Source organism: Streptomyces sp. 15-116A, from assembly GCF_025290915.1.
In the GTDB taxonomy this organism is placed as follows: Bacteria; Actinomycetota; Actinomycetes; order Streptomycetales; family Streptomycetaceae; genus Streptomyces.
On the sequence record NZ_JAOCQE010000198.1, the window covers coordinates 1 to 11882 of the forward strand.

The following is an 11882-nucleotide window of genomic DNA, read 5'->3' on the forward strand; positions in this document are numbered from 1 at the left end:
CCGCCCGGCCCGCCACCACACCCGCCGACGGCCCGCCCGTGCCCCCCGACGCCCCGCGCACGGACACGAACCCCATGTCCGACTCCGCGGCCTCCGTCACCCCCGGTGCGGACCACGCGTACCCGGCCTTGACGAGCCGGGTCACCCCGAGCCCGGACGACCCTGCCGCCCCGAGCCCCGACGCCCCGGACGCCCTGGGCCACGACGAGGAAGACCTCTCCGACACCACCCCCCGTAGCGCCGCCCTCGCGGCCCGGCTCAGTGCCGAGCTGGCGCGCGAGGAGGCCGCGTCGAGCAGCGCACCTGGCACCACCCGGACCGCGTCCACCGAGGCCGCCCCGGACCCCGCGCCCCTCTGGGACGACCGGGCCCTGCCCCTCTTCCCGCTCCAGCCACCGCGCACCGCCCGCGAGCTTCTCGCCGATCACATCACCGCGATGGTGTGCTGCGCGGCCATGGACACGGCGGGTGCGGCGCCCGGCCTGGACTGGCTTGACGGCCCGGTCCTCCTGGTGAGCGGTGAGCGCGCCGCCGACCTGTCCCCGCAGGTCCTGACCCTGATCGAGAGCGGCGACCCCACGGCCCTCCGCCTCTGGCTGACCCGTCAGGGCATACGCCCGGAGAAGCCCGTCCGCCTCGTCTGAGCCGACATCCCGCAGATCCCCCGGAGCCCACCCTTCCGCTTTCGGTCAATTCCAAACGAACGGTGACGGAGCCGGTGCGTAATGTGATGTGCTGGGACCGTTCACGCTCGGGCAAGAGCTTGCGACATACGACAAACACATAACTGGCGGAGGGGAGTTGCCATGGGTTCGGAGCAGATCCGCCGCTGGGAGTCCGGGGCACTGGCGCATGCCGTGACGGACCCCTTCGGGCAGGGCCCGCTCCCGTGGCTGCGGGGCAGCGAGACCTACTTCGACGACACCGGCCAGGTCGTCCCCTGGTACGTCGACCCCGACCCCGTCGCGCACACCCCGCGCCCCGGCGCACCCAAGGTCCCGGCGCCCCGCCGCTCCTCGGGCCCCCGCGCCGCCGACGACGTGCACCGCCAGATCAAGGGCTTCACCTCCACCGGCGCCGTCGCCCCCGGCGAGTCGATCGACTTCCACATCACGGTCGACCCGCCCCAGGACTTCGACGTCGACGTCTACCGCATCGGCCACTACGCCGGCCACGGCGCCACCAAGATCACCTCCAGCCCCCGGCTCTCCGGCATCGTGCAGCCCCCGCCGCTGGCCGCCGACCGCACGGTCTCCTGCCACCACTGGTGGCTGTCCTGGCGGCTGCCGGTCCCGTCGTACTGGAGCGTCGGCGCGTACGTCGCGGTGCTCACCACCGCCGACGGCTACCGCTCCCACGTGCCCTTCACGGTCCGCGACGACCGCGCGGCGGACCTGCTCCTCGTGCTGCCCGACGTGACCTGGCAGGCGTACAACCTCTACCCGGAGGACGGCCGCACCGGCGCGAGCCTCTACCACGCCTGGGACGAGCACGGCCGCCTCCTCGGCGAGGCCGACGCCGCGACCACCGTCTCCTTCGACCGCCCGTACGCGGGCGCCGGCCTCCCGCTGCACGTCGGCCACGCCTACGACGTCATCCGCTGGGCCGAACGCTACGGCTACGACCTCGCCTACGCCGACGCCCGCGACCTGCACGCCGGCCGCCTCGATCCCGCCCGCTACAAGGGGCTGATCTTCCCCGGTCACGACGAGTACTGGTCCCCGTCCATGCGCAGCGCCGCCGAACAGGCCCGCGACCGCGGCACCTCCCTGGTCTTCCTCTCCGCCAACACCATGTACTGGCAGGTGGAGCTGGCCCCGGCCCCCACCGGCGTCCCCGACCGCCTGCTGACCTGCCGCAAACGCAAGGGCCCGGGCCGGCCGGCGCTGTGGCGGGAGATCGACCGGGCCGAGCAACAGCTGCTCGGCATCCAGTACGCCGGTCACGTCCCCGAGCCCCACCCGCTGATCGTCCGCAACGCCGGCCACTGGATGTGGGAGGCGACCGGCGCGCGCGAGGGCGAGGCGATCGAGGGGCTGGTCGCGGGCGAGGCCGACCGCTACTTCCCGCGCACCCCGCTGCCCGACCACGACGAACGCGTCCTGCTCGCGCACTCCCCGTACACCGACCGCGACGGCGTCCGCCGCCACCAGGAGACGTCCCTGTACCGGGCACCCTCCGGCGCCTGGGTGTTCGCCTCGGGCACCTTCGCCTGGTCCCCGGCGCTGGACCGCCCCGGCCATGTGGACCCCCGTATCCAGCGCGCCACGGCCAATCTCCTCGACCGCATCTGCAAACGCGACTGAGCCCCGCACCCAGGTCCCGCTGTCCGCGGTGGTCCTCCCATACGGGAGAATCGGACCATTGGACAGAACCACGGGGAGGAACCGTGTCCGGATTCGTCGAAAAGCCCGAGCCGCTCCAGGTTCCGGGTCTGGTGCATCTGCACACCGGCAAGGTGCGCGAGCTGTACCGCAACGAGGCGGGCGACCTCGTGATGGTCGCCAGCGACCGCATCTCCGCCTACGACTGGGTGCTGCCGACCGAGATCCCCGACAAGGGCCGGGTGCTCACCCAGCTGTCCCTGTGGTGGTTCGACCAGCTCGCCGACCTGCTCCCCAACCACGTCCTCAGCACCGAGCTCCCCGAGGGCGCCCCCGCCGACTGGGCGGGCCGCACCCTGGTCTGCAAGTCGCTGAACATGGTCCCCGTGGAGTGCGTGGCCCGCGGCTACCTCACCGGCTCGGGCCTGGCCGAGTACCAGGAGTCCCGCACGGTCTGCGGTCTCGCCCTCCCCGAGGGCCTGGTGGACGGCTCCGAGCTGCCCGCCCCGATCTTCACCCCGGCCACCAAGGCAGCCGTCGGCGAGCACGACGAGAACGTCTCCTACGAGGAGGTCGCCCGCCAGGTCGGCGCGGACACCGCGGCCCGCCTGCGCCAGGCGACGCTGGCCGCCTACTCGCGCGCCCGGGACATCGCCCGCGACCGGGGCATCATCCTCGCGGACACCAAGTTCGAGTTCGGCTTCGACGGCGACGACCTGGTCATCGCCGACGAGGTGCTCACCCCAGACTCGTCCCGCTTCTGGCCGGCCGAGCAGTGGGAGCCGGGCCGCGCCCAGCCGTCGTACGACAAGCAGTACGTCCGAGACTGGCTGACCTCGGCCGAGTCCGGCTGGGACCGCAAGAGCGAGCAGCCCCCGCCGCCGCTGCCGGAGCAGGTCGTGGCGGCGACCCGGGCGAAGTACGTGGAGGCGTACGAGCGCCTGACGGGCACCACCTGGAGCTGAGCACGGCAAAGGCCCCGGTCGATGACCGGGGCCTTTGGACTGGAGCGGACGACGAGGCTCGAACTCGCGACCTCAACCTTGGCAAGGTTGCGCTCTACCAACTGAGCTACGTCCGCGTTGCGCCGTGGCGCGACAGCAACTATACCCAACCTCGCTCGCGGGCGAGACGCACCGCCGCATGACGGTTCTCCGCCCCGAGCTTCGAGACGGCCGAGGAGAGATAGTTCCGCACTGTGCCCTGGCTGAGCGCGGCCCGCTCGGCGATCTCCGCCACGGGGGCGCCGTCGGCGGCGAGTTCCAGCACCTCCGCCTCGCGCGCGGTCAGCGGCGAGTCACCGGCGGCGATCGCGTCGGCGGCCAACTCGGGATCCACGTAACGGTTTCCGGCGTGCACCGTGCGGATGATCTCCGCGAGCCGCTGGGCGCTGACCGTCTTCGGCACGAACCCGCGCACCCCCGCCGCGAGCGCCCGCTTCAGATGCCCGGGCCGCCCGTGACTGGTCACGATCAGCACCCGGCAGCCGGGGAGTTCCGCCCGCAGCGATGTGGCCACCTTCACACCGTCCGCGCCGGGCATCTGCAGATCCAGCACGGCGACATCGGGTACGTGCGCCCGCGCCATCGCCAGCGCCTCGGGCCCGGTCGCGGCCTCGGCGACGACGGTGATGTCGTCCTCCAACGACAACAGCGCGGCGAGCGCCCCCCGGATCAGATGCTCGTCGTCGGCGAGCAGCAGCCTCAGCGGGGCGGTCATGAGGCGGCCTCACGCACGGGGCGGGACACCTGCCGGGGCAGCGGCACCTCGGCGGTCAGGCGGAAGCAGCCGTCGCCGACCGGCCCGGCCTCCAGAGTGCCGTCGAGCCCGGACAGCCGCTCGCGCAGCCCGGCGAGCCCGGAGCCCGTGCCACCGCTGCTCCGGTCCTCCCGGACACCGTCGTTCTCCACGGACAGCACCGCGTGTCCCTCCGTCACCTTCAACTCCACCGTGCAGTGCCGGGCATCTCCGTGCCGCAGCACGTTGGTCGCCGCCTCGCGCATGACCCAGCCCAGGGCGGACTGCACGGAGTCCGGCAGCCCGGCGGGTGAGCCGGTGATCGTGCACGTGATGCCCGCGGCCTGCAGCACGCCCTGCGCGCCGGCGATCTCGGCGCCCAGGTCCGCCTCGCGATAACCGCGGACGAGTTCGCGGATCTCCCGCTGCGCCTCGTGCGCCAGCCGCTGCACCTCGGTCATCTGGTCGACGGCCTCCGGCCGCCCTCGCTGGGCGAGCTGCACCGCGAGTTCGCTCTTCAGGGCGAGGACGGCCAGGTTTCTTCCCATGACGTCGTGCAGATCCCGGGCGAACCGCAGGCGCTCCTCGGCCACGGCGAGCCGGGCCCGGGTCTCGCGGGCCTCGTCGAGCTCGTAGACGATGTTGAGCAGCCAGACGGACAGCACGGCGGTGAACGCCATGAACCCGGCGCCCAGCAGGACGACGAGCGCCGTGATCGCGGCGGCGGTCGCCGGTGCGCCCACGAGCAGCGACACGAGTCCCGCCCCCGCGGCGAACCCCAGCACCAGGGGGATCACATGCCGCCGGCTCAGGGCGAGCGCGATGATGCCGGCCCCGAGTATCAGGACGACGCCGAAGACGGCACCGGCCGCGGTGCCCACGTCCGCGCTGTCCGGACCGTGCTGCACGATCGCCTGGGCGCCGAAGGCGATCACCACGCTGGCCGCGCCGAGCAGCCACAGCAGCAGGACGGGCTGTCTGCGGCGGCCCCGCGTCCAGTCCAGTGCCCGTGACACGATCACCATGCACATCGCGGCGTGAGCGCACACCGTCGCCAGCAGCAGGCTGCCGAGGCGCGGCCCGAGCGCGCCGACGGCGGGCAGTCCGACGAAGAGGACCTCCACCACGCCGAAGAAGTGGAACGACCAGCGTGTGTACGTCTCCACCTTCGCCGGTGTGCTCTTGCGCCGCCACCAGCCACCCGGCTCCCGCATGCCCTTCGGCTCCTCTGCCTCAACGCCGCTACCTCAACGTCGCGGCTCCCAACGGAACCAGCGCCGTACACCCCACAGCGCCAGGACGGTCCACGCCCCTGCCGTCGCCACGGCCCCCAGTGTCTCGTAGGCGGACAGATCTCCGGTCCAGCCGTCCCGGACGAGCAGGATGACCGGGCTCAGCGGCAGCAGTTCGCACACCGAGGCCAGCCGGTCGGGCAGCATCTCCAGCGGTACGGCGATGCCCGAGCCGAGCATCGAGACCAGCAGCAGGGGCAACGTGGTGACCTGGGCGCTCTCCACGGTGCGGGTGACACTCGCGGTGAGGGCGGCCAGCGCGGCGCACATCACCAGCCCGGACAGCAGGCCCACGACGACGAGGTGAGGTGCCTCGGGGACCGACACGTCGAGCAGGACGGCGCAGCCCGCGGCCATCACCAGGCACTGCACGAGGCCGATGGTGACGGCGGGCAGCGAGGCCCCGGCCAGGATCTCGACGTCCCGTACCTCACCGGTGCGCAGCCGCTTGAGGACGAGCTCCTCGCGCCGGGTGACGAAGATGCCCACCAGGGCGCTGTAGACGGCGAACAGCAGGGAGAAGCCGACGGCGGCGGGCAGCACGACGGTGCCCACCGTGAGCCCGGCGTCCTTCATGTCCATCTCCCCGACCACCGACAGCACGGTGAACGGCAGCATCAGCGGCACGAACAGCGCGGCGAACAGCGTGCCCTTGCTGCGGCCGAGCAGGGTCAGCTCGGCCCGGGCCAGCGCCGTCAGCCGGCTCTTGCTGGTGGTGGTGACGACGGCCTGGCTCATGCCGCGAACTCCTTCACTTCCGCCGAAGCCGGGTTCGTCCCGGCCGCCGCCTCACGGGCGATGCCGAGGAACGCCTCCTCCAGTGACGCCGACCGCACGTCCAGCCGCCGCAGCTCCACCCCGGCCGTCTCGGCCCAGGTGAGCAGCCGCGTCGCCGCCCGCTGCAACTCTCGCGTGCGCAGCCGTACGACCCTGCCCTCGACCTCGTGCCCGCTCACGCCGAGTTCGGCGAGCGGCGGCAGGTCGCCGAGGTGGTAGCCCTCGGGCAGCTCGAAGGTGATCCGCGACGGCTGGGACGCGGTCACCTCGGCCGGGGTGCCGGTCGCGGCGATGCGGCCCTCGTGCAGGATCGCCAGCCGGTCGGCCAGTGTCTCGGCCTCCTCCAGGTAGTGCGTGGTGAGCAGCACCGTCGTCCCGTTGTCGCGCAGGGCGCGCACCAACTCCCAGGTGTCGCGGCGGCCTTCGGCGTCCAGGCCGGTCGTCGGCTCGTCCAGGAACAGCACCTCGGGGTCGCCGAGCAGGGCCAGCGCCAGGTCGAGACGCCGCCGTTCGCCGCCGGACAGCTGTTTGACCCGTACGTCCGTCTTGCCGGCCAGTCCGACGAGCGCGAGCACCTCGTGCGGCTCACGCGCCCCGCTGACGCAGCCGGCCCACATCCGCGCGGTCTCGGCGACGGTCAGTTCCGAGGGGAAGCCGCCTTCCTGGAGCATCACGCCGGTGCGCGGACGGACGGCAGCGCGCTCGGTGTACGGGTCGTGTCCGAGCACCCGGACCTGTCCCCCGGCCGGGGCCGCGAGCCCTTCCAGCAGCTCGACGGTGGACGTCTTGCCCGCGCCGTTGGTGCCCAGGAGGGCGAAGATCTCCCCGCGTCGCACGGAGAAGCTGATCCCGCCGACCGCCTCGAACCCGCCCCCGTACACACGCCGCAGGTCGGTGACCTCAATCACGTGTTCGTGTTCGTTCGCTTCCATGCCCTCAGCGTGCCCGCGCGCGGAGCCCGGCAGCAGTGCGCGCTGTCACCGCTCGGCATGACAAATGTCAGGCGGCGGACGCCCGTAGAGGAAGCGCCGGTACACGAAGAGACCCCGGTCCGATGGACCGGGGTCTCATTCCCGAGCGGACGACGAGGCTCGAACTCGCGACCTCAACCTTGGCAAGGTTGCGCTCTACCAACTGAGCTACGTCCGCATTGCCTCCGACCGGCTTCACCGGTCGGTGCGAGCACCAGCCTACCTGATCCACAACAGTGGTCGGTACGCGATGCAGAGCGGGTGACAGGAATTGCACACTGCGCCTTCCCCCTGGAAGGGGGATGTTCTACTACTGAACTACACCCGCGTGGCTGACTGGGCGGGCCCTGAGGCCTTGCCCGTCGGCGTGTCCCAGACTCTAGCTGATCAGCAGGGGTGCTGCGCAAGTCGGTTCTCCGCGGGGCCGGGTGAGGGCCCGTCGGGGTGCGTCAGGGCCCGGGGCCGGCTCACTGCGCCGCGGCGAACGCCTCGTAGACCTTCTTCGGGATCCGCCCCCGTGCGGGCACGTCCATCCGGTTCGCCTGCGCCCACGCGCGTACCGCCGCCGGCGAGGGGGCTACCTCCGTCTGCCGGTACGCCTTGCCCGAGCGCGACCGCTTGCGGCCGGCCTCCACGTAGGGCGCGAGCGCCTCCCGCAGTTTGCCTGCATTGGCTTCATTCAGGTCGATCTCGTACGACTTGCCGTCGAGTCCGAAGGCGATCGTTTCCGCCGCTTCCGAGCCGTCGATGTCGTCAAAGAGGGTGACCACGACCTTCTGCGCCACGAATATCGGTCCCTTCGGGAGCACCTCATACAGCCCAGCCAACAGCTCAGCTGCGATGACGTGCCGACTTGTCGGTTATTGCCAATTCATTTGTACAGTGCACGGCATTGCAATGTGAAGCCCGACTAAAACGCTCCGCGTGTCTGGGTGCAATGGGTATCACGAACCAATCCGAGATCTTTCCCGGAATTTTTCTCCGAGGGCCCCCTCCGCTACCGAACCGTGATGGTGCTCACGTAGTTTCCTACAACTCTACCCGCGTAGAAATTTTGTGCGGGTAGTCTGAAGGGACCTGCTCAGCACCACACACCGGGAGTGCCAGTGGCACGCGTCGTAGTCGACGTCATGCTCAAGCCGGAGATCCTCGACCCCCAGGGCCAGGCGGTGCAGCGCGCACTGCCGCGGCTGGGTTTCGAGGGGATCTCGGACGTCCGTCAGGGAAAGCGTTTCGAACTGGAAGTTGACGGGCCGGTCGACGAGGCCGCGCTCGCCCGCATCCATGATCTTGCGGAATCCTTCCTCGCCAACACCGTGATCGAGGACTTCACCGTCCGGGTCGAAGAAGTCGCGGAGGCCGCGAAGTGACCGCTCGTATCGGCGTCGTCACTTTCCCCGGCAGCCTCGACGACCGGGACACGCAGCGCGCGATCCGCGTCGCCGGAGCCGAACCCGTGGCGCTCTGGCACAAGGACAAGGATCTCAAGCAGGTCGACGCCGTGGTGCTGCCCGGCGGTTTCTCCTACGGCGACTATCTGCGCGCCGGCGCCATCTCCCGGTTCTCGCCGGTGATGGAGACCGTCATCGAGCAGGCGAAGGCCGGACTGCCGGTCCTCGGCATCTGCAACGGCTTCCAGGTCCTCACCGAGGCCCACCTGCTGCCCGGCGGCATGCTCGGCAACGACCATCTGCACTTCATCTGCCGCGACCAGAAGCTGCGGGTGGAGAACGCGGACACCGCCTGGACGACCGACTACTCGGCCGGGCAGGAGATCCACATCCCGCTGAAGAACATGGACGGCCGCTACGTGGCCGACCGGTACACGCTGGACAAGCTGGAGGCCGAGGGCCGCGTCGCCTTCCGCTACCTGGACTTCAATCCGAACGGCTCGCTCAACGACATCGCCGGCATCACCAACGAGGCGGGCAACGTCGTCGGCCTGATGCCGCACCCCGAGCACGCCGTGGAGCCGCTGATCGGTACGGGCCGTACCGACGGGCTGCCGTTCTTCACCTCGATCCTCAAGAAGCTGGTCAACGCATGAGCCGGACGCCTCTGGACACGGTCGAGCACGCGGCCGCGACCCCCGACGTCGAGCTGCCCTGGGCCGAACTCGGCCTGAAGAAGGACGAGTACGAGCGGATCGTCGAGATCCTGGGCCGCCGTCCCACCGGCGCCGAGCTCGCCATGTACTCGGTGATGTGGTCCGAGCACTGCTCGTACAAGTCCTCCAAGGTCCACCTCCGCCAGTTCGGCGAGAAGGCCCCCGAGAACGACGCCCTGCTCGTCGGCATCGGCGAGAACGCCGGTGTGGTCGACGTCGGCCAGGGCTACGCGGTCACCTTCAAGGTCGAGTCGCACAACCACCCTTCGTACGTCGAGCCCTACCAGGGCGCGGCCACGGGTGTCGGCGGCATCGTCCGCGACATCATCGCGATGGGCGCGCGGCCGGTGGCCGTGGTCGACCCGCTCCGTTTCGGCGCGGCCGACCACCCCGACACCAAGCGCGTCCTCCCGGGCGTCGTCGCCGGCATCGGCGGCTACGGCAACTGCCTGGGCCTGCCCAACATCGGCGGCGAGGTCGTCTTCGACTCCTGCTACCAGGGCAACCCGCTGGTCAACGCCGGCTGCATCGGCGTGATGCGGCACGAGGACATCCACCTCGCGAAGGCGTCCGGCGCGGGCAACAAGGTCATCCTGTACGGCGCCCGCACGGGCGGCGACGGCATCGGCGGCGCGTCGATCCTCGCCTCGGAGACCTTCGACGACGCCAAGCCGTCGAAGCGCCCGGCCGTTCAGGTCGGCGACCCCTTCCAGGAGAAGCTCCTCATCGAGTGCACCCTGGAGGCGTTCAAGGAGAAGCTGGTCGTCGGCATCCAGGACCTCGGCGCGGCGGGCCTGTCCTGCGCGACGAGCGAGCTGGCGTCCAACGGCTCCGGCGGCATGCGCGTGACGCTGGACGACGTCCCCCTGCGCGACTCCACGCTCTCGCCCGAGGAGATCCTCATGAGCGAGTCACAGGAACGCATGTGCGCGGTCGTCGAGCCCGACAAGGTCGACCGTTTCCTGGAGATCTGCGACAAGTGGGACGTCATCGCCACCGTCATCGGTGAGGTGACCGACGGCGACCGCCTGGAGATCTACTGGCACGGCGGCAAGATCGTCGACGTCGACCCGCGCACGGTCGCCCACGAGGGCCCCACCTACGAGCGCCCGTACGCCCGCCCGTCCTGGCAGGACGCCCTCCAGGCGGACGACGCGAACAAGCTGCCCCGCCCGGCGACGAGCGACGAGCTGAAGGACCAGGTCCTCAAGCTGGTCGGCTCCCCGAACCAGGCGTCCAAGCGGTGGATCACCCAGCAGTACGACCACTTCGTGCAGGGCAACACCGTGCTGGCCATGCCGGAGGACTCCGGCATGATCCGCATCGACGAGGAGACCGGCCTCGGCGTGGCCATCGCCACCGACGGCAACGGCCGCTACGCCAAGCTCGACCCGTACACGGGCGCGCAGCTGGCCCTCGCGGAGGCCTACCGCAACGTGGCGACGACCGGCGCCAAGCCGCTCGCCGTCTCGGACTGCCTGAACTTCGGCTCGCCCGAGGACCCGGCGGTCATGTGGCAGTTCGCGGAGGCCGTACGCGGTCTCGCGGACGCCTGCCAGCAGCTCGGCACGCCGGTGACCGGCGGCAACGTCTCGCTCTACAACCAGACGGGCGAGGCCGCCATCCACCCGACCCCAGTCGTGGCCGTCCTCGGCGTGATCGACGACGTGGCCCGCCGCACCCCGGTCGCCTTCCAGGAGGAGGGGCAGCTGATCTACCTCCTCGGCGACACCCGCGAGGAGTTCGGCGGCTCGGCCTGGTCCCAGGTGATCCATGACCACCTCGGCGGCCTGCCCCCGAAGGTCGACCTGGAGCGCGAGCGGCTGCTGGCCGAGATCCTGATCTCCGCCTCCCGCGACGGCATGATCGACTCGGCGCACGACCTGTCCGACGGCGGTCTGATCCAGGCGGTCGTCGAGTCGGCGCTGCTGGGCGGCAAGGGCGCGCGTCTGATCGTCCCGGACGGGCTCGACGCGTTCACCTTCCTGTTCTCCGAGTCGGCCGGCCGCGCGATCGTCGCCGTGCCGCGCTCGGAGGAGGTCCGCTTCAACGACATGTGCGGCGCGCGGGGCCTGCCGGCCACGCGTATCGGTGTCGTCGACGGCGACACCGTGGAGATCCAGGGCGAGTTCACGCTCACCCTCGAGGAGCTCCGCACGGCCCACGAGGAGACGATCCCGGCGCTGCTGGCCTGACGGCCCGGCTCGTCCGACAGCACGTGAACGCCCGGCCGGTACACACCGGCCGGGCGTTCACGCGTTCCCGACATGCCGGGACAGCACGCTCACGCCGCTCCGTGACCCGGCTGGAGCGCGAAGCGGGCGACGCGGACGCGGCCGTCGGGGGCGAACTCGCCGAAGGCCAGCACCTCCTGGAGCCGGTCGGGATTGCCGTCCCGGCTGGTGAGGTAGTGCGCCGCGAAGCGGTTGCCCTCCCGCAGGGTCTCCCGGACGTCCACCGGGTAGCGGTGGCCCCGCTTGCGCCCGTCCTCCAGCGCCTTCAGCACGGCGCTGCGCTGCATCACCTTGCCGCCGACCTGGTGCACCGCGTCGGGGGTGTGGAACCGGTCGTGGGCCTCGGCGACGGGGACCCCGGGGTCGTATCCGGCGGCGTAGTACGCCCGCAGGTAGTGGGCCGGGTCCTGGGCGGGCGTGGGGTCCGCGCCGGGGGCGGG

The 11882-nt window shown here is 71.2% G+C and carries 10 protein-coding genes, 3 tRNA genes and 2 pseudogenes; 6 read left to right on the forward strand and 9 right to left on the reverse strand.

Annotated elements, in window-relative coordinates:
• The 3 genes and pseudogenes from N4P33_RS25395 to N4P33_RS25405 form a co-directional block, all read left to right on the forward strand.
• Window positions 1-644 (forward strand): annotated as a pseudogene (locus N4P33_RS25395) (hypothetical protein); the annotation flags it as partial.
• Between the two features lie 162 nt (window positions 645-806).
• The gene (locus tag N4P33_RS25400) at window positions 807-2306 is read left to right on the forward strand and encodes a N,N-dimethylformamidase beta subunit family domain-containing protein (protein WP_260829072.1); all 1500 of its coding nucleotides are present in this window, start codon (window positions 807-809) and stop codon (window positions 2304-2306) included.
• Window positions 2307-2389: 83 nt separating this feature from the next.
• Entirely contained in the window at window positions 2390-3289 is a 900-nt protein-coding gene (locus N4P33_RS25405; protein WP_260829073.1) for a phosphoribosylaminoimidazolesuccinocarboxamide synthase, read from the forward strand.
• A 40-nt stretch (window positions 3290-3329) separates the two neighbouring features.
• On the opposite strand, the gene N4P33_RS25410 is transcribed toward N4P33_RS25405, so the two are convergent.
• The 8 genes from N4P33_RS25410 to N4P33_RS25445 form a co-directional block, all read right to left on the reverse strand.
• Window positions 3330-3405: transfer RNA gene (locus N4P33_RS25410), tRNA-Gly, on the reverse strand.
• A gap of 23 nt (window positions 3406-3428) precedes the next feature.
• Window positions 3429-4043, reverse strand: coding sequence for a response regulator transcription factor (locus tag N4P33_RS25415; protein WP_260829074.1), 615 nt, complete (start codon window positions 4041-4043; stop codon window positions 3429-3431).
• Window positions 4040-5275 (reverse strand): histidine kinase, encoded by a 1236-nt coding sequence (locus tag N4P33_RS25420; RefSeq protein WP_260829075.1) that lies wholly within the window; start codon window positions 5273-5275, stop codon window positions 4040-4042. The genes N4P33_RS25415 and N4P33_RS25420 overlap by 4 nt, the downstream gene beginning before the upstream one ends.
• Before the next feature lie 33 nt (window positions 5276-5308).
• Window positions 5309-6091 (reverse strand): ABC transporter permease, encoded by a 783-nt coding sequence (locus tag N4P33_RS25425; protein WP_260829076.1) that lies wholly within the window; start codon window positions 6089-6091, stop codon window positions 5309-5311.
• Window positions 6088-7062 carry an ABC transporter ATP-binding protein gene (locus N4P33_RS25430; protein ID WP_260829077.1) on the reverse strand — a complete coding sequence of 325 codons (975 nt, stop codon included), beginning with the start codon at window positions 7060-7062 and terminating at the stop codon, window positions 6088-6090. Before N4P33_RS25430 ends, N4P33_RS25425 begins: the two co-directional genes overlap by 4 nt.
• A gap of 144 nt (window positions 7063-7206) precedes the next feature.
• Window positions 7207-7279, reverse strand: a tRNA-Gly gene (locus N4P33_RS25435).
• 78 nt (window positions 7280-7357) lie between these two features.
• Window positions 7358-7429, reverse strand: a tRNA-Gly gene (locus tag N4P33_RS25440).
• A 139-nt stretch (window positions 7430-7568) separates the two neighbouring features.
• Window positions 7569-7886 (reverse strand): Lsr2 family protein, encoded by a 318-nt coding sequence (locus N4P33_RS25445; RefSeq protein WP_260829078.1) that lies wholly within the window; start codon window positions 7884-7886, stop codon window positions 7569-7571.
• A gap of 321 nt (window positions 7887-8207) precedes the next feature.
• Here N4P33_RS25445 and purS point away from each other — a divergent pair, with 321 nt between their 5' ends.
• The 3 genes from purS to purL are packed head-to-tail and all read left to right on the forward strand — an operon-like array spanning window position 8208 to window position 11403.
• Window positions 8208-8471 (forward strand): phosphoribosylformylglycinamidine synthase subunit PurS, encoded by a 264-nt coding sequence (gene purS, locus N4P33_RS25450; RefSeq protein ID WP_006133353.1) that lies wholly within the window; start codon window positions 8208-8210, stop codon window positions 8469-8471.
• On the forward strand, window positions 8468-9148 hold the full coding sequence (gene purQ / locus N4P33_RS25455) for a phosphoribosylformylglycinamidine synthase subunit PurQ (protein ID WP_260829079.1): 681 nt from the start codon (window positions 8468-8470) through the stop codon (window positions 9146-9148). Before purS ends, purQ begins: the two co-directional genes overlap by 4 nt.
• The gene (gene purL, locus N4P33_RS25460; RefSeq protein WP_260829080.1) at window positions 9145-11403 is read left to right on the forward strand and encodes a phosphoribosylformylglycinamidine synthase subunit PurL; all 2259 of its coding nucleotides are present in this window, start codon (window positions 9145-9147) and stop codon (window positions 11401-11403) included. Before purQ ends, purL begins: the two co-directional genes overlap by 4 nt.
• Before the next feature lie 89 nt (window positions 11404-11492).
• Here purL and N4P33_RS25465 read toward each other — a convergent pair.
• A pseudogene (locus N4P33_RS25465) lies at window positions 11493-11882 on the reverse strand (nuclear transport factor 2 family protein); the annotation flags it as partial.